We start from the raw sequence: 22,063 nt of genomic DNA, 5'->3' as shown, positions 1-22,063 counted from the left end.
GGGCCGCCCCGAGGTGGGGCGGCCCGCCGTCGTGGTGCACGGGCCGTACGCGGCCGGATCAGGCCAGACCGGCGACCAGTTCCGCGACCGGCTTGCGGCGGCCGGTGTAGAACGGCACCTCCTCGCGGACGTGACGCCGCGCCTCGGAGCCGCGCAGATGACGCATCAGGTCGACGATGCGGTACAGATCGTCGGCCTCGAACGCCAGGATCCACTCGTAGTCGCCGAGCGAGAACGACGGCACGGTGTTGGCGCGGACGTCCGGGAAGCCGCGGGCCATCCTGCCGTGGTCGGCGAGCATCTTCCGGCGCTCGTCGTCGGGCAGCAGGTACCAGTCGTAGGAGCGCACGAACGGGTAGACGCTGACGTAGTCGCGGGGGCGCTCGTCGGCGAGGAACGCCGGGATGTGCGACTTGTTGAACTCGGCGGGACGGTGCAGCGCCATGTTGGACCACACCGGGGTGAGGGCGCGGCCCAGGCGGGTGCGGCGGAAGAGGTTGAACGCCTCCTGGAGCGCGTCCGCACTCTCCGCGTGCCACCAGATCATCACGTCGGCGTCGGCGCGCAGCCCGGAGACGTCGTAGGTGCCGCGGACCACGACGTCCTTGGCGGCGAGCTGCGTGAACAGCTCCTCGACCTCGTCGGCGTACCCGCCGCGGTCCTCGGGGAGGACGTCCCGCAGCCGGAAGACCGACCACAGGGTGTAGCGGATGGCGTCGTTGAGGTCCTTCGCCTTCTTGCCGGCGTTCTGCGCCCGCTCCGTGGCGGACCGGTCGGGGGTGGAAGCGTCTGTCATACCGACCATTCTTACTCGCCTCCGGAGGAGTCCGGCGCCCGGGTCTCCCACGCCGCGAGGATCTCGTCGGCGGCCCGCCGCGCCGACCCGATGCACGCCGGGATGCCGACGCCGTCGTAGGCCGCGCCGCAGACCCGCAGCGCCCCGGGGAGCGCCGCACGGATCCGGGCGACCCGGTCCGGATGGCCGACGAAGTACTGCGGCAGCCCGCCCTCCCAGCGGGTGACGGCGGACGCCACGGGCCGGGCGGCGAGGCCCACCGCCGCGCCGAGGTCGGCGAGCGAGATCTCCACCAGCTCGGCGTCGTCGCGGCCCAGCAGGGCGTCGTCCTGGTAGCGGCCGACGGAGGTGCGCAGCACGAACAGCTCCGGGTCGGCGTCGGCGATCCACCCCCACTTGCGGCTCGCGAACGTCGACGCCTTGATGCGGTGGCCGTCCACGGGCGGTACGAGGAAGCCGCTGCCCTCCGGGATGCGCGCCAGGTCGGCGCGGCGGAAGGCCAGGGTGATCAGCGCCATCGAGGCGGAGTCGACGGTGTCCAGCTCGGTGGCGGCCACCGGGCAGTCGTCCCGCAGCAGCCGCGCCGCGGGCCCGGCGGGTGCCGCCAGGACCACCGCGTCCGCCTCGATCATGCGGTCGCCCGCCACCACCCGCCAGCCGTCGGCGCCGCGGCGGCGCAGCGCGCGGACGGGGGTGTGCAGCGCGATCTCGCCACCGGCGGCGCGCACCGCGTCCGCGACGGCGCCGGGCAGCGTGCCGATACCGCCGTCGATGCCCATGAAGACCGGCCGGTCGGCGGGGAGGTCCCGGGCCGCCTCCGCGGCGCGTTCCTGGAGGGAGCGGACCCCGGCGATCAGGGACCGCTCGGCGCGGGCCGCCTCGAAGAGCTGCGGGACGGCGGCGCGCATCGAGATGCGGTAGGCGTCGCCCGCGTAGACGCCACCGAGCAGCGGCTCCACGAGCCGGTCGACGACCTCACGGCCGAGGCGCTCCGCCACGTACGCGCCGACCGCGACGTCCTCGCCGACGTCGGTGCGCTCCAAGGTCGCGTCGGCGGCGATGCGGTCGAGGCCCTCCGCCGAGATGACGCCGGAGGCCGCGAGCGGGGCGAGGTCGCCGGGGACGCCCATGACGTGGCCCTTGGGCATGGGGCGCAGCGCCCCGCGCGTCCAGAGGGTGGCGGAGGCGGTGGCGGGCGGCTGGAGGCGGTCTCCGAGGCCGACGGCGCGGGCGAGGTCCACGCCCTCGGGCCGCCGGGCCAGCATCGACTCGGCGCCCAGGTCGACGGGTACGCCGGCGATCTCCCCGGCCCGCAGCTTGCCGCCGAGCCGCCCGGACGCCTCCAGGACGGTCACCGCGGCGCCGCCTTCGAGGAGGCGGTGCGCCGCGGCGAGGCCGGCGATCCCGCCGCCGATGACGACCACATGGCGGCCGACTGCCCGGCCCGTACTGGTGTGCGCTGCGCTCATGCCCCCACTCTCTCAGAGCGCTCCGGACACCGGGACGTTGGCCGAGGACCCCGTTGACACCGCCCGGGGCCCGGCAAAGACTCGGGCGGGCGGCGGCCCGGCGCCCGCCCGCGCCGCTGCCGTCCCGCTCGGGCGCGTGCCCGGACGGCCCGGTGCCCCGGCTCCCCGGCTCCCCGGACAGCCCCCGACAGCGAGGACACCCTTGATGACCGAGCACCGCGCACGGGACGTCTACGTCGTCGACGCCGTACGGACCCCGGTCGGCGCGTACGGCGGGGCGTTGGCGGGCGTACGCCCCGACGATCTCGCCGCGCACGTCCTGGCGGCACTGGTGGCGCGCAGCCCCGAGCTGGACCCGGCGCTCATCGACGACGTCGTCCTCGGCGACGCGAACGGTGCCGGTGAGGACAACCGGAACGTGGCGCGCATGGCCGTGCTGCTGGCCGGGCTGCCGGACACGGTGCCCGGTGTGACGGTCAACCGGCTGTGCGGTTCGGGTCTGGAGGCCGTCATCCAGGCGGCGCGGGCCCTCGCGCACGGCGACGCGCACCTCGTGGTGGCGGGCGGCGTGGAGTCGATGAGCCGGGCGCCGTACGTCCTCGCCGCACCGGACCGCGGCTTCCCGACGGGCAACCAGGAGCTGTACTCCACGACGCCGGGCTGGCGGATGGTCAACCCGCGGATGCGCCCCGAGTGGACGGTCGCGCCGGGCGAGGGCGCCGAGAAGATCGCCGATCTGCACGGGATCACCCGCGAGCAGCAGGACGTGTTCGCGCTGGCCAGCCATCAGAAGGCGAGCCGCGCCTGGCGCGAGGGGCGCTACGACGCGGAGGTGGTGCCGCTGCCCGGGGTGGCGCTGGAGCGCGACGAGACGATCCGGGAGGCGCCCTCCCTGGAGGCGCTGTCCCGGCTGAAGCCGGTGTTCCGCCGCACCGGCGGGACGGTCACCGCCGGGAACTCCGCGCCGCTCAACGACGGCGCGGCGGCGCTGCTCCTCGCCGACGAGGAGGGGCTGCGGGCCACCGGCCGGGAACCGCTGGCCCGGATCGGCGCGAGCGCGGTGACGGGCGTGGAGCCGCAGTTCTACGGGCTCGGCCCGGTCGGCGCGGTGCGGCGGGCCCTGGAGCGCGCCGGGCGCGGCTTCGGCGACCTCGCGGTCTTCGAGCTGAACGAGGCGTTCGCCGCGCAGGCCCTGGGGTGCATCGGCCGCTGGCCGGAGCTGGACCCCACCCTCGTCAACCCACGCGGCGGCGCCCTCGCGATCGGCCACCCCCTGGGGGCGTCGGGCGCGCGGCTGGCCGGTGCGGTGGCCCACCAACTCGCGGCCCGCGGCTCCGGCACGGGCCTGGCGGCGCTGTGCATCGGGGTGGGGCAGGGGCTGGCGGTCGTCCTGGAGCGGTGAGGGAGCAGGCCGGTCCCGGGGCGGGCCGGGGCCTCGCGCCGGGGACCGGCCCGCCCCCAGGCGCAGGCCGCGCCCCGCCGTCCCGGCGTGGCCGTCGCGCTCCCCCGCCGTTGTCGGTGCCGGGCCGTAGCCTGGCTCAGGTGGGCTCGTGCGGGCGTTCCGCGGCGGGCACGGCGGACGGCGTGAGGGGCTTCCATGACGGAACGACTCGTGGTCATCGGCGGCGACGCGGCAGGCATGGCGGCCGCCTCGCAGGCCCGGCGGCTGAAGGGGCCCGGCGAGCTGGCCATCACCGCGTTCGAGCGCGGCCACTTCACGTCGTACTCCGCGTGCGGCATCCCGTACTGGGCCGGCGGCACGGTCGACGGCCCCGCGGCGCTGATCGCCCGTACGCCCGAGGAACACCGGGCGCGCGCCATCGACCTGCGGATGCGGACCGAGGTCACCGAGCTCGACCTGGAGCGCGGCCGGGTGCGCGCCCGGGCGCTGGACGACGGCGGCCGGGAGAGCTGGACGGACTTCGACAAGCTGGTGCTGGCCACCGGCGCCCGGCCGCTGCGTCCCCCGCTGCCCGGTATCGAGGCGCGCGGGGTGCACGGCGTGCAGACCCTCGACGACGGCCGCGCCCTGATCGACACCCTCACCGCGTCCCCGGGCCGCCGCGCCGTGGTGATCGGCGCCGGGTACATCGGCGTGGAGATGGCCGAGGCGCTGGTCCACCGCGGCTACGCGGTGACGGTGCTGGACAGGGGCGAGCAGCCGATGTCCACGCTCGACCCGGACATGGGCGCGCGGGTGCACGCCGCGATGTGCGACCTGGGCATCGAGACGGTGCGCCGCGCCGTCGTCACCGCCGTCCGCACCGACGACGAGGGGCGCGCCCGCGCGGTGGCCACCGAGGACGCGGAGTATCCGGCGGACGTGGTGGTGCTGGGGATGGGCGTCCGTCCGGAGACGACGCTGGCCGAGGCGGCGGGGCTGCCGCTCGGGGAGTCCGGCGGGCTGCTGACGGATCTGTCGATGCGGGTGCACGGCCGGGAGAACGTCTGGGCGGGCGGCGACTGCGTGGAGGTCCTCGACCTGGTGGCGGGCCACACCCGCCATCTCCCGCTCGGCACCCACGCCAACAAACACGGCCAGGTCATCGGCGCCAACGTCGCGGGCGGCTACGCCATCTTCCCCGGGGTGGTGGGCACCTCCGTCAGCAAGGTCTGCGATCTGGAGATCGCCCGCACCGGCCTCCTGGAGCACCAGGCCCGCGCGGTGGGCCTGGAGTTCGTGACCGTGACCATCGAGTCGACCAGCCGCGCCGGGTACTACCCCGACGCCCGGCCGATGCACGTGAAGATGCTCGCCGAGCGGCGTACGGGGCGGCTGCTGGGCGTGCAGATCGTCGGCCGTGAGGGCGCCGGGAAGCGGGTGGACATCGCGGCGGTCGCACTGACCGCAGGGATGACGGTGGAGCAGATGACCATGCTCGACCTGGGTTACGCGCCGCCGTTCTCCCCGGTGTGGGATCCGGTGCTGGTCGCGGCCCGCAAGGCCACGGCGGCGGTCCGGGCCACCGGGGTGTGAACACCCGGCGGCCCGGAGCGGCTCAGCGCGCGGTCTGCGTGTGGACGTACTCGACGAGGCGGGTCAGCGCGTCCGGGTCGGTGGCGGGCAGCACGCCGTGGCCGAGGTTGAAGATGTGGCCGTCGAGCCCGGCGGCCGCGTCCAGCACCTCGCGGGCCTTGATCTCCACCGCCTCGCGCGGGGCGAACAGCACGGCCGGGTCGAGGTTGCCCTGGAGCGCCTTGCCGGGGCCGACCCGCCGGGCCGCCTCGTCCAGCGGCACGCGCCAGTCGACGCCGACGACGTCCGCCCCGGCCTCGCCGAGCAGGCCCAGCAGCTCGCCGGTGCCGGCGCCGAAGTGGATCCGCGGCACGCCGTGGTGCGCGACCGCCTCGAAGACCTTCGTGGAGGCGGGCATCACCGAGCGGCGGTAGTCGGCGGGCGACAGCGCGCCGACCCAGGAGTCGAAGAGCTGCACGGCGCTCGCCCCGGCCTCGATCTGCACGGTGAGGAAGGCGGTGGTGATCACGGCGAGGCGGTCCAGCAGGTCGGCCCAGAGCTGCGGGTCGCCGTACATCAGCGCCTTGGTGTGCTCGTGGTTGCGGGACGGGCCGCCCTCGACGAGATAGCTGGCGAGCGTGAACGGCGCACCGGCGAAGCCGATGAGCGGCGTGGGCCCCAGCTCCTTGACGAGCATCCGCACCGCTTCGGTGACGTACGCGACGTCGCCGGGCTCCAGCGGACGCAGCCGGTCGAGGTCGGCGCGGGTGCGGATCGGGTTCTCGACCACGGGGCCGACGCCCGGCTTGATGTCGAGGTCGATGCCGATGGCCTTGAGCGGGACGACGATGTCGCTGTAGTAGACGGCGGCGTCGACGTGGTGGCGGCGCACCGGCTGGAGGGTGATCTCCGTGACCAGCTCGGGCCGCGTGCAGGAGTCGAGCATCGCGATGCCCGCGCGGACCTTGTGGTACTCGGGCAGCGACCGTCCGGCCTGCCGCATGAACCACACCGGGGTGTGCGGCACCGGCTCGCGCCGGCAGGCCCTGAGGAAGGCCGAGTCGTACGTTCCGGTCTGCTGCTGGCCCGTCGGGCGGTCGTTGTCGCTCACGCACGGAATCTTCGCATGCGGCGCCGGACACCTCCGAACGGGCGACGCGCGCACCGGGTGTCCTCCCCCTCCGCGGCGCCGCTACCGCCTACTCTTCCGGGCATGGCTGCGGCGCACGAACACCTCTCGGACAGCGCGGACGAGACCCCGATCCCCTTCCGACGAGCGGTCGAGTCGCTCCGCGCGGCTCGGCTGCGTCCCGAGATCGACCTCGATGTGATCCCCGCCCCGAAACGGCTCGCGCCGTACGCCGCCGCGCTGGAGGCCACGGTGGTCGAGCGGGGCGCGGGTCCGGACGGCGAGGACGCGGATCTGGCGGACGGACGGCTGGTGCTGTTGTACAACCCCGCCGGGCACGAGGCGTGGCAGGGCGCGTTCCGGGTGGTGACGCTGGCGCGGGCGGAGCTGGAGCCGGAGATGGGCGCCGATCCGCTGCTGCCCGAGGTGTCCTGGTCGTGGCTGACGGGCGCGCTGGACGCCCGCGCGGTGCGGTACGGCGAGGCGAGCGGGACGGTGACGCGGGCCGCCTCGCACCACTTCGGCGGTCTGGCGGCGCGGGAGCCGGCCACCCAGATCGAGATCCGCGCGTCGTGGACCCCGGCCGAGGGCCCCGGCGGCGTACCCGACGCGGGCGCGCACCTCGCGGCCTGGTGCGATCTGCTGTGCCAGGTCGCCGGCCTGCCCCCGGCGCCGCAGGAGACCGGTCCGCGCGGCGGTGTGGTGCCGCTCCCCCAGCGCCGGGGGGCACAGCCCCGCTGAACCGTCCCGCGCCGGGCGGCGAGGCTCCCGGCCCGGCCGCCCGGCGCCCACCGTTCACGACCGTCCGGCCACCGGGCCACGACCCCGGACCGAGGGCGTCGCACCACCCGGTGCGGCGCCCTCGCCCACGTCCGTGCGGCGCCCTCGCCCACGTCCGTGCCGCGCGCCCGGCCCCGTCCTCGCGCACCCTGCGCGGGAACAGGTGCGGCCGTTGATCACCCCGGTGTTCACGTATGATCGCTCATGCATCCGATTTGCCCGAATTGACACTAACTAAATCGTGATCGATGCCTAAAGTCCCCTCGGATTGCTGCCGAAGAGGTCAGTGACCCTTCACATACGGAACGTCCCGGCTCGCCCCTTGTAGCCGGTCACGTCCGTCCCGCCACTCCCCCAGGAGGCCCGGTGTCTGTTCTCCTCGAGCAACCTTCGAGCCTGGTCGCCTACCGCCCGAACAAGCCGACGGCCATGGTTGTCGTGGCCGACCCTCGCGTCCGCTCCACCGTCACCCGCCATCTGTGGGCCCTCGGAGTACGGGACGTGATCGAGGCGTCGTCGATCGCGGAGGCCCGCCCCCGCGTCGGCAACCCGCGCGACATCTGCGTTGCCGACGTCCACCTGCCCGACGGCTCCGGCCTGACGCTGCTCTCCGAGACCCGCGCCGCCGGGTGGCCCAACGGCCTCGCCCTGTCCGCCGCCGACGACATCGGCGCGGTACGCAACGCCCTCGCGGGCGGCGTCAAGGGCTACGTCGTCACCGGCACCCGCACCAACCTCGGCCTGCCGGGCCGCCCGGGAGCCGCGCCCATCGGCGCCCACGCCGCCCGTATGCAGCGCCGCCCGCCGGGCGCCCCTGGCCACCCGGGCGGCTACCGCGAGCTGTCGGGCCGGGAGGTCGAAGTGCTGCGGCTGGTGGCGGAGGGCCAGTCCAACAAGGCGATCGGCGTGTCGATGGGGCTGTCCGCCCTGACCGTCAAGAGCCACCTCGCCCGCATCGCCCGCAAGCTCGGCACCGGTGACCGGGCCGGAATGGTGGCTGTGGCGCTGCGCACCGGCATCATCCACTGATCCGTACCCCGACACATCGCCCGCCGAGGGAACGTTCCCCTCGACGGGCGATGCGCATACACAGATACCCTTGAGCGGTGACCGACGCCCAAAAGACCGCAGCAGACACGACACTGCGAGCAGCCGGAGACTCGCCTCCGGATTCCCGACCGGCGCCGGAACCCCTACTGGAGCCCCGTGAGGGCATCCCCCCGGTGACCGCCAGCAGTGACGCCCTCGCCGAGGTCGTCGCCGCCCTCGCGGCGGGCACCGGCCCCCTCGCCGTCGACGCCGAGCGTGCCTCGGGCTACCGCTACGGCCAGCGCGCCTACCTCGTCCAGCTGCGCCGCCAGGGCGCCGGCAGCGTTCTGATCGACCCGGTCGGCTGCCCGGACCTCGGCACGCTCGGCGACGCCGTCGCCGACACCGAGTGGGTCCTGCACGCCGCCACCCAGGATCTGCCGTGCCTGCGCGACATAGGGATGGTGCCGACCCGGCTGTTCGACACCGAGCTGGCGGGCCGCCTCGCCGGTTTCGCGCGGGTGGGCCTGGGCGCGATGGTCGAGAACGTCCTCGGCTACGCGCTGGAGAAGGGCCACTCCGCCGTCGACTGGTCGACCCGTCCGCTCCCCGACCCGTGGCTGCGCTACGCCGCGCTCGACGTCGAGCTGCTGGTGGACCTCCGCGACGCGCTGGAGGAGGAGCTGGAGCAGCAGGGGAAGCTGGAGTGGGCCCGGCAGGAGTTCGCCGCCATCGCCGGTGCTCCCCCGGCCCCGCCGCGCAAGGATCCCTGGCGCCGCACCTCCGGGATGCACAAGGTGCGCCGCCGCCGCCAGATGGCCGTCGTCCGCGAACTGTGGACGGTGCGCGACCGGGTGGCCCAGAAACGCGACGTCTCCCCGGGCAAGGTGCTCGGCGACTCCGCGATCGTGGAGGCGGCGCTGCATCTGCCGCCGAACGCCCATGCGCTGGCCGCGCTGCCCGGCTTCGGGCACCGGATGGGCCGCCGTCAGCTGGAGCAGTGGCAGGCGGCCGTGGACCGGGCGCGGGCGCTGCCGGACAGCGAACTGCCGCAGCCCGGCGCGCCGCTCACCGGCCCGCCGCCGCCCCGCGCCTGGGCGGACAAGGACCCGGTGGCCGCGGCGCGGCTCTCGGCGGCGCGGGCGGCGGTGACCGCGCTGGCGGAGGAGCTGAACCTCCCGCAGGAGAACCTCATCACGCCCGACACCGTGCGCCGGCTGTGCTGGGAGCCGCCCGCCGAACCGAACCCGGATGCCGTCTCCGCCGTCCTGGCCGGGCACGGCGCGCGTCCCTGGCAGGTCCAGCTGGTGACGCCGCTGCTCACCCAGGCGCTGACGGCGCACGGCGACTGACGGCACACCGCACCCCGGCGGCCTCATGGGCGCGCCGGGGTGCGGGGGCCGCTCCGGGCCGTACGGCGCCGGGGCCGCGGACCGGCGTACGGGCGTCAGTCCTGGCCGGTGTGTTCCTTCAGGATCCTGTTCTCCTTGGCGTCGACGTCGAAGGTCGTCTTCTTCCAGTCGGAGGTCGAGACGACGTCCACCTTCCAGACGGGCTTGCCGTGGTCGGCGCTCTCCAGCTCGATCGCCGCGACATCGCCCTTCTTCTTCGCCATCGCCGTCCTGGCAGCCATCGGGGCGGTGACCGTGGCGTCCCGCAGCCGCTTCGCCAGCGCCTTACGGTCCTCGGCCTTCTGCTGCGCGGCGACCGGCTTCCCGGCCCTCCCGGTGACCGCGTCGATGCGGACGGTGTGGGCGGTGCCGTCGGCCGCCGCCATCACCGTCTCCCATACGGGGTGGCCGGCGCCTCCGCCCTTCAGCTCGGTGGAGACGGGCTTGGTGTGCGGCACGGCGCCCGCCGCGGCGGTCAGCACCTGCGCGTAGTCAACCTTGGTCTTCGCGAAGAGCTCCTTGCGCTCTCTCTGACCCTTGGTCAGGTTCCGGCCGGGCGAGGCGTTCGGGGATCCGCCCGAGGAGGTGGCCGCCGCCGGGGACGCCACCTCGGGACTGTCCGGCGCACCGCTCACGCTCTTGCCCGCGCCGCTGCCGCAGCCCGCGAGGAGCGCACCGGCGGCGACGGCGCACACCGCTCCGAGCGCGCGGGGTCCCACGGGACGCCGCCGACCGCGCACCACCAGATCCTTACGCTTTGTGTTCATATGGGCACCTTATGTGCGCCTTTGACTGATCACATCCCCACGGCACCGGCACCCCCGCGATGTGACCTTCACCGCTCCGGGCGAGGGGGCTGTGCAGCATGGTTACCCGCAAGTAGCATGTCGGTGTGATGCGTCCCTCCGGGGGCGCCCCGCAGCAGTGCCATCCCGCACCTGGAGGAGAGCCAACGTGCCTCGTACCGCTAGGGACGTCGTCTTCGTCGACGGCGTCCGCACCCCGTTCGGCAAGGCGGGCCCGAAGGGCATCTACCACGAGACCCGCGCCGACGACCTGGTCGTCAAGTGCATCCGGGAGCTGCTGCGCCGCAACCCGGACCTGGACCCCACGAAGATCGACGAGGTCGCGCTCGCGGCGACCACGCAGATCGGCGACCAGGGCCTGACCCTGGGTCGTACCGCCGGCATCCTGGCGGGCCTGCCGCAGTCGGTGCCCGGCTTCTCCATCGACCGGATGTGCGCCGGTGCGATGACCGCCGTCACCAGCATCGCCGGTGGCGTCGCCTTCGGTGCGTACGACATCGCCGTCGCCGGTGGCGTCGAGCACATGGGACGGCACCCCATGGGTGAGGGCGTCGACCCCAACCCGCGGTTCGTCAGCGAGAAGCTGGTCGACCAGTCGGCGCTGTTCATGGGCATGACGGCGGAGAACCTCCACGACCGGCTGCCGCACCTGACCAAGGAGCGCGCCGACGCCTACGCCGTCCGCAGCCAGGAGAAGGCCGCGAAGGCGTACGCCAACGGCCAGATCCAGGCCGACCTGGTGCCGGTCTCGGTGCGCCGGACCAACGCCGAGGCGGGCGAGGTTGGTTGGGGTCTGGCCACCGCCGACGAGCCGATGCGGCCGGGCACCACGCTGGAGAACCTCGCCGGGCTGAAGACGCCGTTCCGCCCGCACGGCCGGGTGACCGCGGGCAACGCCGCCGGTCTCAACGACGGCGCGACCGCCTCGCTGATCGCCGCCGAGGACGTGGCGCGCGAGCTGGGCCTGCCCGTCAAGATGCGCCTGGTCGGCTACGCCTTCGCGGGCGTGGAGCCGGAGGTCATGGGCATCGGCCCCGTCCCGGCGACGGAGAAGGCGCTGGCCAAGGCCGGTCTGACCATCGACGACATCGGCCTGTTCGAGATCAACGAGGCGTTCGCCGTCCAGGTGCTCTCGCTGCTCGACCACTACGGCATCGCCGACGACGACCCGCGCGTCAACCAGTACGGCGGCGCCATCGCGTTCGGCCACCCGCTGGCCTCCTCCGGTGTGCGCCTGATGACGCAGCTGGCCCGCCAGTTCGAGGAGCAGCCGCACGTCCGCTACGGCATCACCACCATGTGCGTCGGCTTCGGCATGGGCGGCACCGTGATCTGGGAGAACCCGCACTTCGAAGGGGCAGGCAAGTGACCACCACCGCTGAGCTGTTGAAGGGCGCGGCCGCACTCTTCCCGGACGAGGTCGTCACCCAGGCGCATGTGCGCCACCTCGACCTGCCCAAGGGCGCGGGCCGCTTCGCGCTCATCACGCTGGACAACGGCCTGGACCACACCAAGCCGACCACCTTCGGCCCGCAGTCGCTCGCCCATCTGAACGTGGCGATCGACCAGGTCGAGAAGGAGGCCGCGGACGGCGGGATCGTCGGCGTCGGCATCACCGGCAAGCCGTTCATCTTCGCCGTCGGCGCCGACCTCAAGGGCGTCGAGCTGCTGAAGCGTCACGAGGACGCGCTGGCCATCGGCAAGGGCGGCCACGACGTCTTCACGCGGCTGTCGGGCCTGGCCGTGCCGACGTTCGCGTACTACAACGGCGCGGCGATGGGCGGCGGCGTCGAGGTCGGCCTGCACTGCTCGTACCGCACCGTCTCCAAGGCGCTGCCCGCGTTCTCGCTGCCCGAGGTCTTCCTCGGCCTGGTGCCCGGCTGGGGCGGCTGCGTGCTGCTGCCGAACCTGATCGGACCCGACCGCGCGGTCTCGGTCATCATCGAGAACTCGCTCAACCAGAACAAGCAGCTCAAGGGCCAGCAGGTCTTCGACCTCGGCATCGCGGACGCGCTGTTCGAGGGCGCGGACTTCCTGGAGCAGTCGCTGATCTGGACCGCCTCGGTGCTGACCGGCGAGACCGAGGTCGCGCGGCCCGAGCTGGACCGCGGGGCCGCCTGGGACGAGGCCGTGGCCCGCGGCAAGGCCGTCGCCGACGGCAAGGTGCACGGCGCGGCCCCGGCCGCCTACCGCGCGCTGGACATCATCGCGGCGGCGAAGAACGGCGACCGTCAGCAGGGCTTCGACGCCGAAAACGTGGCGCTCGCCGACCTGATCATGGGCGGCGAACTGCGCTCCGGGCTCTACGCGTTCCACCTCGTGCAGAAGCGCGCCAAGCGGCCCGCCGGCGCACCGGACAAGAAGCTGGCCCGCCCGGTCACCAAGGTCGGCGTCGTCGGCGCCGGTCTGATGGCCTCCCAGCTGGCGCTGTTGTTCGCGCGCCGCCTGGAGGTCCCGGTCGTCCTCACCGACATCGACCAGGCCCGGATCGACAAGGGCGTCGAGTACGTCCACGGCGAGATCGACAAGCTGCTGCTCAAGGGCCGCGTCAACCAGGACAAGGCGAACCGCCTCAAGGGCCTGGTGACCGGTCACCTCGACAAGGCCACCGCCTTCGGCGACGCGGACTTCGTCATCGAGGCCGTCTTCGAGGAGATGGGCGTCAAGCAGCAGGTGTTCGCCGAGGTCGAGGCGGTCGTCCCGGAGCACGCGATCCTGGCGACCAACACCTCCTCGCTGTCGGTCACCGAGATGGCGTCGAAGCTGAAGAACCCCGAGCGGGTCGTGGGCTTCCACTTCTTCAACCCGGTCGCGATCCTGCCGCTGCTGGAGATCGTCCGCGCCGAGAAGACCGACGACGCGTCGCTGGCCACCGCCTTCGCCGTCGCCAAGTCGCTGAAGAAGACCGCGGTGCTGGTGAAGGACGCCCCGGCGTTCGTCGTCAACCGCATCCTGACCCGCTTCATGGGCGAGATCCAGAACGTCATCGACGAGGGCACGCCCGTCGCCGTGGCGGAGAAGGCCGTCGAGCCGCTGGGCCTGCCGATGTCGCCGCTGGTCCTGCTGGAGCTGGTCGGCCCGGCGATCGGTCTGCACGTCTCCGAGACGCTGCACGGCGCGTTCCCGGAGCGGTTCACCGTCTCCCCGAACCTCAAGGCCGTCGTCGAGGCGGGCAAGCGCGGCTTCTACGTCTACTCCGCCGAGAACGGCTTCAAGCCGGAGCTGGACCCGGAGGTCGCCGCGCTGCTGAAGCAGGGCGACGCGGTGCTGACCGAGGAGCAGGTCCGCGACCGCGTGCTGGACGCCGTGGCGCAGGAGATCGGTCTGATGCTGGACGAGGGCGTCGTCGCCGAGGCGCAGGACATCGACCTGTGCCTGATCACCGGCGCGGGCTGGCCCTTCCACCTGGGCGGTATCACGCCGTACCTGGACCGCGCGGGCGTCTCCGAGCGGGTGACGGGCAAGAAGTTCCTGGCCCCGGGCCTGGCGAGCGTGCCCGCGTAGGGCACCTGGCAACACAGCGGCGCGGGTCGGCTCGGCGGAGCCGGCCCGCGCCGTCGTGCGTCCGCCGCGCCGCCCGGCACATGACAGGCTGGAGCCATGGATTCCTTGGTCATCGTCGATGCCGCGAACGTCGTCGGGTCGGTACCGGACGGCTGGTGGCGCGACCGGCGCGGCGCCGCGGAGCGGCTGCGGGACGGGCTGGCCGCGCGCGCGACCGCGGGCCTGCCCGGGTACGCCGAACCGCCGCTGGAGCTGGTGCTGGTGGTGGAGGGCGCGGCCCGGGAGGTGGCGTCCGTCGACGGGGTGCGGGTGGAGTCCGCGCCCGGCAGCGGCGACGACTGGATGGTGGAGCTGGTGGCGGCCGAGGGTGCCGGACGGGACTGCCTGGTGGTGACCGCCGACCGCGGTCTGCGGGCCCGCGTCGAGGCGTTGGGCGCGCGGGTGGCGGGCCCCCGCGCGGTCCGCGACGCCCGGGGCGGGGGCCGTCGGCCGGGGGTGTGAGGGGCGGCTGAGGGGCGGGGCGGCCCCCGCGTTGGGCAGACGGTCCGGCCTCGGCGCGGCCCCGCGCCCCGGCCGTCGACGCGGCCCCGCTACCCGGCCGTCGACGCGGCCCCCACGGCGGGCGGGCGGCCCGGCCGTCGAAGCCCCAACAAGCCTTCACCGTACGGGAGTTGTCTTCTCAGCCCCGCCCCGCACCACCGCCCGCCGCCGCCCTCCCCTCGGCCGCGATACGGCGCCCCAGACGGCTGTGCGTCCGCCCGTACATGGCGTAGACGACCATGCCGATCACCATCCAGGCGGCGAAGCGGAGCCAGGTCTCGGCGGGCAGGTTGAGCATCAGCCAGAGCGAGGCGAGCACCGACAGCACGGGGACCAGCGGGACCAACGGGGTGCGGAAGCCCCGGGGCAGGTCGGGCCGGGAACGGCGGAGCAGGATGACGCCGAGGGCCACGACGACGAAGGCGAAGAGCGTGCCGATGTTGACGAGTTCGGCGAGTTCGTTGATCGAGGTGAACCCGGCGACGACGGCGACGACCGCGCCCAGCAGGACCGTGGAGCGGTAGGGCGTGCCGAACGTGGGGTGCACCCGGGAGAAGAACTGCGGCAGCAGCCCGTCCCGGCTCATCGCGAAGAACACCCGGCTCTGGCCCAGCAGCAGGATCATGCAGACCGAGGTGAGGCCGACCGCCGCGCCGAAGCTGATGATCCCGGCGTAGAAGGGATGGCCGACGGATTTGAAGGCGTCGGCGAGCGGCGCGTCGGTCGACAGCTCGGTGTACTTCTGCATGCCGGTGACCACGATCGACACCGCGACGTAGAGGAAGGTGCAGATGGCGAGGGAGCCGAGGATGCCGCGGGGGACGTCACGCTGCGGGTGGCGGGTCTCCTCGGCGGCGGTGGCGACGATGTCGAAGCCGATGAAGGCGAAGAAGACGACGGCGGCGGCGGCGAAGATGCCCATGACGCCGAAGTGGGACGGGGTGAAGCCGAAGAGGAGCTGGGAGAGCGGGGCGGCGTAGCCGCTCTCCCCCACGTGCGGGCGGGTGGGCGGCAGGAACGGCCGGTAGTTCTGGCCGCTGATGAAGAACGCCCCGGCGATGACGACGAGCAGCACCACCGTCACCTTGATGGCGACGATCACATTCGTCACCCGGGACGACAGCTTCATACCGAGCACGAGGATGGCCGTCAGCACCAGGACCAGGATGCAGGCGAGGAGGTCGAAGCCGAACATGCCGCCCTGGGTCCCGGAAAGCGCGGCGGGCAGATGCCAGCCCGCGGAGTCCAGCAGCGAGCGGACGTAGCCGGACCAGCCGACGGCGACCACCGCGCAGCCCAGCGCCAGCTCCAGGACCAGGTCCCAGCCGATGATCCAGGCGGGGAACTCACCGAGCGAGGCGTACGAGAAGGTGTACGCGGACCCCGCGACCGGGACGGTGGAGGCGAACTCCGCGTAACAGAGCGCGGCGAGGGCGCAGACCACACCGGAGACGACGAAGGAGAGGGCGACCGCCGGGCCCGCCTGCTCCTTCGCGATCTTGCCGGTGAGGACGAAGATGCCGGTGCCGATGACGACACCGACGCCGAAGACCGTCAGGTCCAGCGCCGACAGGGATTTCTTGAGCGCGTGCTCCGGCTCCTCGGTGTCCTCGATGGACTGCTCGACGCTCTTCGTCCGGAACACCCCGCGGTCGCGGCGTGACCGGGCGCCTGGGCCCTGCTGTGTGCTCATGGGCGAACCTCCGCCTGGACGACCCTCACCACTCACCTGAACTGGCAGATTCTCTGCAACACAGACAAATCGTCAGGGGTGGCGGGCCCGGGCGGCGGCGATTCACCCTATGGAGCGCGGCGGCGGGCAAACGGATGGGCCGGTCGGCGCACCCGGAGGTGGCCGGCCGGCCCGTATCGCGCGGGGCGGGTGCGGGTCAGTCGCCCGCGATCTCCGCCGGGCGGGGCGCGCCCGCGGCGCTGGCGGACGCGCCCTCGAACCGGCCGTCGAGCTTGGCCACCAGGCCGGTGACCTGACGGGCGATGTCCGGCGCGGTCAGCCCGATCTCGGCCATGACCTCCTTGCGGGAGGCATGGTCGAGGAAGCGCTCGGGGATGCCGAAGTCGCGCAGCGGGAGGTCCACGTCCGCGTCGCGCAGCGCCTGCGCGACCGCCGCGCCGACGCCGCCGGTGCGGATGTTGTCCTCGACGGTGACGACGACGCGGTGCTCGGCGGCGAGGCCGGGCAGCGCCGGGTCGACCGGCTTGACCCAGCGGGGGTCGACGACGGTGGAGGAGATGCCCTGCTTGTCGAGGAGGGCGGCGACCTCCAGGCACATCGGGGCGAGCGCGCCGACCGAGACCAGCAGCACATCGGGGCGTCCGACGACCGCCACCGGGGCGCGCAGCACGTCCATGCCGCCGACCGTGCCGACCGCCTCGACGGCCGGGCCGACCGCGCCCTTGGAGTAGCGCACCACGGTCGGGGCGTCGTCGACCTCGACGGCCTCCCGCAGCTGCGCGCGGACCTGGTCGGCGTCGCGCGGTGCGGCGATGCGCAGCCCGGGCACGATCTGGAGGAGCGACATGTCCCACATGCCGTTGTGGGAGGCGCCGTCGGTGCCGGTGATGCCGGAGCGGTCGAGGACGAAGGTGACGCCGCACCGGTGCAGCGCGACGTCCATCAGCACCTGGTCGAAGGCGCGGTTGACGAAGGTCGCGTAGAGCGCGAAGACCGGGTGCAGGCCGCCGGTGGCCAGGCCCGCGGCGGAGACCGCGCCGTGCTGCTCGGCGATGCCGACGTCGTAGATGCGGTCGGGGAAGGCGGCGGCGAACTTCTTCAGGCCGACGGGCTGGAGCATCGCGGCGGTGATCGCGACGATGTCCTCGCGCTCGTGGCCGAGCTTGACCATCTCCTCGCCGAAGACGGAGGTCCAGTCGGCGCCGGACGCGGCGACCGGCAGGCCGGTGTCCGGGTGGATGACGCCGATGCCGTGGAAGCGGTCCGCCTCGTCCTGCTCGGCGGGCTCGTAGCCGCGGCCCTTCTCGGTGAGGCAGTGGACGATCACGGGGCCGCCGAAGCGCTTGGCGCGCTGGAGCGCCGACTCCAGCGCCTCGATGTCGTGGCCGTCGATCGGGCCGACGTACTTCAGGCCCAGGTCCTCGAACATGCCCTGCGGGGCGATGAAGTCCTTGAGGCCCTTCTTGGCGCCGTGCAGCGTCTCGTAGAGCGGCTTGCCGACGACCGGGGTGCGCTCCAGCAGGTCCTTGCCGCGGGCGAGGAACTTCTCGTACCCGTCGGTGGTGCGCAGCGTGGCGAGGTGGTCGGCGAGGCCGCCGATGGTCGGCGCGTAGGAGCGCTCGTTGTCGTTGACGACGATGACCAGCGGGCGGTCCTTGGCGACCGCGATGTTGTTGAGCGCCTCCCAGGCCATACCGCCGGTCAGCGCGCCGTCGCCGATCACCGCGACGACGTGGTCGTCCTTGCCGCGGACCTGGTTGGCCTTGGCCAGGCCGTCGGCCCAGCCCAGGACCGTCGAGGCGTGACTGTTCTCGATGACGTCGTGCTCGGACTCGGCGCGCGAGGGGTAGCCGGAGAGGCCGCCCTTGGCGCGCAGGCGGCCGAAGTTCTGGCGGCCGGTGAGCAGCTTGTGGACGTAGGACTGGTGTCCGGTGTCGAAGAGGACGCGGTCCTTCGGGGAGTCGAAGACCCGGTGCAGGGCGAGGGTCAGCTCCACCACACCGAGGTTGGGGCCGAGGTGACCGCCGGTCCGGGCGACCGCGTCGACGAGGAAGGTACGGATCTCCCCGGCGAGCTGCCCGAGCTGCTGCGGCGTGAGCCGGTCCAGGTCGCGTGGTCCTTCGATACGGGTCAGCAACTCCCGTCCGTCTCCGGCCACCGCCCCGGCCTGGCGCGCTTCGCGCGGCACCTTCTGCACTGTGCCTCCCTGCTTGTCGAGCTTCGAAACTGGTCGAGGTTGCTGATCAGCCGAGTCTAATGTTCCGGTGCCCGCCGCGACCTTCGGGCCTCGCGATGTATGTCACTCGGGTGACCCGTCGGATTCGGCCAACCGCCGGACGTGCGGCGGCCCCCACCGGAAGGTGCCTGGTGGGGGGGCCGCTACGGACGGTACGGCCGGGGCTCAGGTGCGTCCGGCGGTCTTCTGGGTGCGGCGGGAGAGCGAGTCGATGACGACCGCCGCGAGCAGCACCGCACCGGTGATCATGTACTGGATCTCACTGGCCATGCCGAGGAGGTTCAGACCCTGCTGAATCGACTGGATCACGAGCATGCCCAGCAGCGCGGACCAGATCTTGCCGCGGCCGCCGAAGAGGCTGGTGCCGCCGATGACCGCCGCGGCGATCACATTCATCAGGGTGTTCCCGGCGCCGAGGTTCTTGGTGGCGCCGCCGGAGAGGCTGGCGATGAAGAGGCCGCCGAAGGCCGCCAGCATGCCGGAGACCGCGAAGACCGTGACGCGGATCCGGTTGACGTTGATACCGGCGCGGCGGGCCGCCTCCGCGTTGCCGCCGACCGCGAAGATCTGCCGCCCGTAGGACGTGCGGCGCACCACGAAGTCCGCGAGGACGAGGACGGCGAGGAAGAGCACCAGGGCCAGCGGCAGACCGCGGGCGCCGGCCGGTTCGTTCAGGACGTAGGCGACGGCGAAGGCGAGGACCGCGACGACGCCGGTGCGCAGCGCGATCTCGCTCGCCGGGCGGGACGGCAGCGCCGCGGCCCGGCGGCGGCGCGCCTCCCACAGCAGCGATCCGGCGTACGCGAGGACGGCGACGAGGGCGAGGCCGTAGGCGGCGGCCTTGTCCTCGAAGTAGTAGCCGGTGAGGTTCTCCACCACGCTGCCCGAGGGCGTGTTGATGGAGCCCTCCTTGCCCATCAGCCAGATCTGCAGGCCGCTCCAGCCGAGGAAACCGGCGAGCGTAACGACGAACGCGGGGACGCCGACCTTGGCGAAGAAGAAGCCGTGCAGGGTGCCGATGGCGGCGCCCGCCGCGACGGCGAGGAGGACGGCGAGCCAGTCGCCGACGCCGTGGGTGACGCTCAGCACCGCCCAGACGGCCGCGCCGACACCGGCGACCGAGCCGACGGAGAGGTCGATCTCGCCGAGCAGCAGCACGAAGACGATGCCGACGGCCATGATGCCGAGGCCCGAGGTGTAGACGCCGATGTTGGCGAGGCTGTCGGCGGAGAGGAAGGCGCTGTTCTTCAGCTGGAAGACGACGGCGATGACGAGCAGGCCGACGACGACCGGCAGCGACCCCAGCTCACCGCCGCGCAGGCGGCGGGCGAACTCGTCCAGATACCCGGCGAAGCCCTGTTCGCGGACGAGGAGGCGGGGGTCGACGGCGGCCGGGGCGGCGGGCGTCTCGGCGGGCTCCGGCTCCGTGGCGTCCGCCGTCTTCTTGGTGAGGTCACTCATCGCGCCTCCTCCTTCCTGCCCTGCTCGGTACGTGCCTTGCGGCGGGTGACGGCGTTGTCCGAGGCGCCGGTGATGGCCGCGATGATCTCTTCGTGCGAGGTCGTGGCGACGTCGAAGACACCGTTGTTGCGGCCGAGGCGGAGCACCGCGACGCGGTCGGCGACGGCTTGGACATCGGCCATGTTGTGGCTGATGAGGATGGTGCCGAGGTTCCGCTCGCGCAGCCGCTCCACGAGGTCGAGGACCTGGGCGGTCTGCTCGACGCCGAGCGCGGCGGTCGGTTCGTCGAGGATGACGACCTTCGGCTCGCCGATCAGGGCGCGGGCGATGGCGACGACCTGCCGCTGACCGCCGGAGAGCGCCGCGACCGGGATCCGGACGCTGGGGATCCGGATGGACAGGGTGTCCAGCAGCTCCTTGGCGCGCTTCTCCATCGCGATCTCGTCCAGGACGCCCGCGCCGCGCAGCTCGTTGCCGAGGTAGAGATTGGCGACGACGTCGAGGTTGTCGCAGAGCGCGAGGTCCTGGTAGACGGTGGCGACGCCCAGCTCCTGGGCGTCGTGCGGCTTGGTGATGCGGACCGGCGCGCCCTCCCACTCGATGGTGCCGTCGTCGACCGGGTGCACGCCCGAGATGGTCTTGACGAGGGTGGACTTACCGGCGCCGTTGTCGCCGACCAGGGCGACCACCTCACCGGGGTGGATCTCCAGCGTGACGTCGGTGAGCGCCTGGACGGCGCCGAACCGCTTGGAGACCTTGCGCAACGCCAGCACGGGCGTAGCGGACACGGACATCATCTCCTTCGCCGCCTTCACAGGGGCGGGACGGTGGTGCGGGGGCACCGGGTTCTGCGAGGGGGGTGGGGGTGCGGCGGGACACCGGGGTACCGGCGGAGGCACCGGCCACGCCACGCGGGCGGGGCCGGTGCGGCGGCACGGGGCCGGCGGCATGAGGCCGGCGGCACGGGGCCGTGGCGGCGGTCCGCCCGAGGCCCGGATCCGGCGGCCGGTGCCGCCACCCGCGCCCCGGGCCGACCGGGCCGACCGGGCCGACCGGACGGGCTACTTGATACCGGCCGCCTCGCACGCCGCCTTCACGTCGGCGGTGCAGATCTGGCTCGCCTTGTAGACCTTGTCCTTGATGATCGTGTCCTTGACGTTGTCCTTGGTCACGACCTGCGCGTCGTAGAGCTTCGCCGGGATGCCCTTGACGTCGCCGCTGAGGCTGTCGACCTTGGCGGGCGCCAGCGCGCCGATCTTCTCGCCCTTGAGGAGCTTCACCGCGATCTCGGCGGTGGCGTCCGCCTGCGGCTTGATCTGCTTGTAGATGGTGAACGCCTGCTCGCCCTTGAGCACGCGCTGAAGGCCCGCCAGCTCGGAGTCCTGGCCGCCGACCGGGACCTTGACGCCCTGCTGCTTGAGGGCGGTGATCGCGCCGCCCGCCTCGCCGTCGTTGGCGGCGTAGACGCCCTGGAAGCCGTCCTTGCCGAGCGAGTCGATGGCCGCGCTCATCTTCTTGTTGGCCTCGTCCGAGGACCAGTCGGGGATGTCCTGCTCGTAGACGATCTTCTTGACCTGCTTGTCGAGGACGGTGTGCGCGCCCTTCTTGAAGAACGGCGCGTTGGCGTCGGTCGGCGAGCCGTTGATCATCACGACGTTGCTCTTCTTCGCGTCACTGCCGAGCGCCTTGACCAGCGCCTCGCCCTGGAGGCGGCCGATCTTCTCGTTGTCGTAGGAGACGTACGCGGAGATCTCGCCCTCGGCCAGCCGGTCGTACGCGACGACCTTGACGCCCTTCTTGGCCGCCTGGTCGACCCAGGACTTGGTGGCCTTGTAGTCGACCGGGTCCAGGATGATCACCTTGACGCCCTGGGTGATCAGCGCGTCGAACTGCTTCTTCTGGGTCTCGGTCTCCTGCGCCGCGTTGTTGTACTTGACCTCGCAGTCGGCGCACAGCGCATGGATCTTCGCCTCCATGAGCGGCCGGTCGAAGGTCTCGTAGCGGGTGGTCTTGTTCTCCGGCAGCAGCAGGCCGATGGTCTTGCCGTCCCCGCCCGCGGCCTTGTCGCCGTCACCCGCCTTGCCGCAGGCGGCCACCGAGAGGGCCATCGAAACGGCGGCGGTGCCTATGACGGCGCGACGCGTCCAGACATTCATGTGAGCTTGCCTCCCTGACGAGGCCGCGTGGCGGGTGGCGCAGGGGGGTGAGCGTAGAACGGGCCGCCGCGGCGCGCGGCAAGGGATTTTGGTTAGAAGTAGTGAACACGTGTGCGA

At 73.0% G+C, this 22,063-nt stretch carries 17 protein-coding genes; 8 read left to right on the top strand and 9 right to left on the bottom strand.

Annotated elements, in window-relative coordinates; translation table 11 throughout:
* Window positions 1-58 precede the first annotated feature (58 nt).
* Both hemQ and hemG read right to left on the bottom strand, forming a co-directional pair.
* Window positions 59-796, bottom strand: coding sequence for a hydrogen peroxide-dependent heme synthase (hemQ, locus tag ACFWWQ_RS05930; protein WP_384590753.1), 738 nt, complete (start codon window positions 794-796; stop codon window positions 59-61).
* Window positions 797-807: 11 nt separating this feature from the next.
* Window positions 808-2,265, bottom strand: coding sequence for a protoporphyrinogen oxidase (hemG, locus tag ACFWWQ_RS05925; RefSeq protein WP_384590750.1), 1,458 nt, complete (start codon window positions 2,263-2,265; stop codon window positions 808-810).
* 205 nt (window positions 2,266-2,470) lie between these two features.
* On the opposite strand from hemG, the gene ACFWWQ_RS05920 reads away from it, so the two are divergent.
* Both ACFWWQ_RS05920 and ACFWWQ_RS05915 read left to right on the top strand, forming a co-directional pair.
* Window positions 2,471-3,667, top strand: a complete 1,197-nt coding sequence (locus ACFWWQ_RS05920) for a thiolase family protein (protein WP_384590747.1) — start codon at window positions 2,471-2,473, stop codon at window positions 3,665-3,667.
* Window positions 3,668-3,862: 195 nt separating this feature from the next.
* Window positions 3,863-5,242 (top strand): FAD-dependent oxidoreductase, encoded by a 1,380-nt coding sequence (locus ACFWWQ_RS05915; protein WP_384590745.1) that lies wholly within the window; start codon window positions 3,863-3,865, stop codon window positions 5,240-5,242.
* A 22-nt stretch (window positions 5,243-5,264) separates the two neighbouring features.
* On the opposite strand, the gene hemE is transcribed toward ACFWWQ_RS05915, so the two are convergent.
* The gene (gene hemE, locus ACFWWQ_RS05910) at window positions 5,265-6,332 is read right to left on the bottom strand and encodes a uroporphyrinogen decarboxylase (protein ID WP_384590741.1); all 1,068 of its coding nucleotides are present in this window, start codon (window positions 6,330-6,332) and stop codon (window positions 5,265-5,267) included.
* 102 nt (window positions 6,333-6,434) lie between these two features.
* Here hemE and ACFWWQ_RS05905 point away from each other — a divergent pair, with 102 nt between their 5' ends.
* The 3 genes from ACFWWQ_RS05905 (at window position 6,435) to ACFWWQ_RS05895 (ending at window position 9,511) form a co-directional block, all read left to right on the top strand.
* Entirely contained in the window at window positions 6,435-7,091 is a 657-nt protein-coding gene (locus tag ACFWWQ_RS05905) for a DUF3000 domain-containing protein (protein WP_384590738.1), read from the top strand.
* 405 nt (window positions 7,092-7,496) lie between these two features.
* Window positions 7,497-8,159, top strand: coding sequence for a response regulator transcription factor (locus ACFWWQ_RS05900; RefSeq protein WP_030279967.1), 663 nt, complete (start codon window positions 7,497-7,499; stop codon window positions 8,157-8,159).
* Window positions 8,160-8,236: 77 nt separating this feature from the next.
* A complete protein-coding gene (locus ACFWWQ_RS05895) occupies window positions 8,237-9,511 on the top strand; it encodes an HRDC domain-containing protein (protein ID WP_384590734.1) in 1,275 nt (424 codons plus the stop codon).
* A gap of 95 nt (window positions 9,512-9,606) precedes the next feature.
* Here the strand turns inward: ACFWWQ_RS05895 and ACFWWQ_RS05890 are convergent, their stop codons facing one another.
* Entirely contained in the window at window positions 9,607-10,317 is a 711-nt protein-coding gene (locus ACFWWQ_RS05890; protein WP_384590731.1) for a PepSY domain-containing protein, read from the bottom strand.
* Window positions 10,318-10,504: 187 nt separating this feature from the next.
* Between ACFWWQ_RS05890 and ACFWWQ_RS05885 the strand changes: the two genes are divergently transcribed.
* The 3 genes from ACFWWQ_RS05885 (at window position 10,505) to ACFWWQ_RS05875 (ending at window position 14,361) form a co-directional block, all read left to right on the top strand.
* Window positions 10,505-11,725: a thiolase family protein gene (locus ACFWWQ_RS05885; protein WP_384590728.1), complete on the top strand. Its 1,221-nt coding sequence runs from the start codon at window positions 10,505-10,507 to the stop codon at window positions 11,723-11,725.
* Window positions 11,722-13,860, top strand: a complete 2,139-nt coding sequence (locus tag ACFWWQ_RS05880) for a 3-hydroxyacyl-CoA dehydrogenase NAD-binding domain-containing protein (RefSeq protein WP_384590726.1) — start codon at window positions 11,722-11,724, stop codon at window positions 13,858-13,860. Before ACFWWQ_RS05885 ends, ACFWWQ_RS05880 begins: the two co-directional genes overlap by 4 nt.
* A gap of 96 nt (window positions 13,861-13,956) precedes the next feature.
* Window positions 13,957-14,361 carry an NTP pyrophosphohydrolase gene (locus ACFWWQ_RS05875; RefSeq protein WP_384590723.1) on the top strand — a complete coding sequence of 135 codons (405 nt, stop codon included), beginning with the start codon at window positions 13,957-13,959 and terminating at the stop codon, window positions 14,359-14,361.
* Between the two features lie 178 nt (window positions 14,362-14,539).
* On the opposite strand, the gene ACFWWQ_RS05870 is transcribed toward ACFWWQ_RS05875, so the two are convergent.
* From ACFWWQ_RS05870 to ACFWWQ_RS05850, 5 genes are all read right to left on the bottom strand, one after another.
* On the bottom strand, window positions 14,540-16,093 hold the full coding sequence (locus ACFWWQ_RS05870; RefSeq protein WP_384590720.1) for an amino acid permease: 1,554 nt from the start codon (window positions 16,091-16,093) through the stop codon (window positions 14,540-14,542).
* 196 nt (window positions 16,094-16,289) lie between these two features.
* A complete protein-coding gene (dxs, locus tag ACFWWQ_RS05865) occupies window positions 16,290-18,290 on the bottom strand; it encodes a 1-deoxy-D-xylulose-5-phosphate synthase (protein WP_384590717.1) in 2,001 nt (666 codons plus the stop codon).
* Window positions 18,291-18,494: 204 nt separating this feature from the next.
* Window positions 18,495-19,790: a sugar ABC transporter permease gene (locus tag ACFWWQ_RS05860; RefSeq protein ID WP_384590714.1), complete on the bottom strand. Its 1,296-nt coding sequence runs from the start codon at window positions 19,788-19,790 to the stop codon at window positions 18,495-18,497.
* Window positions 19,787-20,587 carry an ATP-binding cassette domain-containing protein gene (locus ACFWWQ_RS05855; RefSeq protein WP_384590711.1) on the bottom strand — a complete coding sequence of 267 codons (801 nt, stop codon included), beginning with the start codon at window positions 20,585-20,587 and terminating at the stop codon, window positions 19,787-19,789. Before ACFWWQ_RS05855 ends, ACFWWQ_RS05860 begins: the two co-directional genes overlap by 4 nt.
* A gap of 264 nt (window positions 20,588-20,851) precedes the next feature.
* A complete protein-coding gene (locus ACFWWQ_RS05850; RefSeq protein WP_384590708.1) occupies window positions 20,852-21,946 on the bottom strand; it encodes a sugar ABC transporter substrate-binding protein in 1,095 nt (364 codons plus the stop codon).
* Window positions 21,947-22,063 lie beyond the last annotated feature (117 nt).

The sequence above is a fragment of the Streptomyces sp. NPDC059080 genome (genome assembly GCF_042739975.1).
Classification (GTDB): domain Bacteria; phylum Actinomycetota; class Actinomycetes; order Streptomycetales; family Streptomycetaceae; genus Streptomyces; species Streptomyces benahoarensis.
Note: the sequence above shows the minus strand (reverse complement) of the source record. Positions and strands in the feature narration are given on the sequence as shown.

Excerpts from the sequence above, each read along its gene's own strand:
- hemQ (WP_384590753.1), bottom strand. The coding sequence starts at position 796 with ATGACAGACGCTTCCACCCCCGACCGGTCCGCCACGGAGCGGGCGCAG.
- hemG (WP_384590750.1), bottom strand. The coding sequence starts at position 2,265 with ATGAGCGCAGCGCACACCAGTACGGGCCGGGCAGTCGGCCGCCATGTG.
- ACFWWQ_RS05920 (WP_384590747.1), top strand. The coding sequence starts at position 2,471 with ATGACCGAGCACCGCGCACGGGACGTCTACGTCGTCGACGCCGTACGG.
- ACFWWQ_RS05915 (WP_384590745.1), top strand. The coding sequence starts at position 3,863 with ATGACGGAACGACTCGTGGTCATCGGCGGCGACGCGGCAGGCATGGCG.
- ACFWWQ_RS05905 (WP_384590738.1), top strand. The coding sequence starts at position 6,435 with ATGGCTGCGGCGCACGAACACCTCTCGGACAGCGCGGACGAGACCCCG.
- ACFWWQ_RS05890 (WP_384590731.1), bottom strand. The coding sequence starts at position 10,317 with ATGAACACAAAGCGTAAGGATCTGGTGGTGCGCGGTCGGCGGCGTCCC.
- ACFWWQ_RS05875 (WP_384590723.1), top strand. The coding sequence starts at position 13,957 with ATGGATTCCTTGGTCATCGTCGATGCCGCGAACGTCGTCGGGTCGGTA.
- ACFWWQ_RS05870 (WP_384590720.1), bottom strand. The coding sequence starts at position 16,093 with ATGAGCACACAGCAGGGCCCAGGCGCCCGGTCACGCCGCGACCGCGGG.
- ACFWWQ_RS05860 (WP_384590714.1), bottom strand. The coding sequence starts at position 19,790 with ATGAGTGACCTCACCAAGAAGACGGCGGACGCCACGGAGCCGGAGCCC.
- ACFWWQ_RS05855 (WP_384590711.1), bottom strand. The coding sequence starts at position 20,587 with ATGATGTCCGTGTCCGCTACGCCCGTGCTGGCGTTGCGCAAGGTCTCC.
- ACFWWQ_RS05850 (WP_384590708.1), bottom strand. The coding sequence starts at position 21,946 with ATGAATGTCTGGACGCGTCGCGCCGTCATAGGCACCGCCGCCGTTTCG.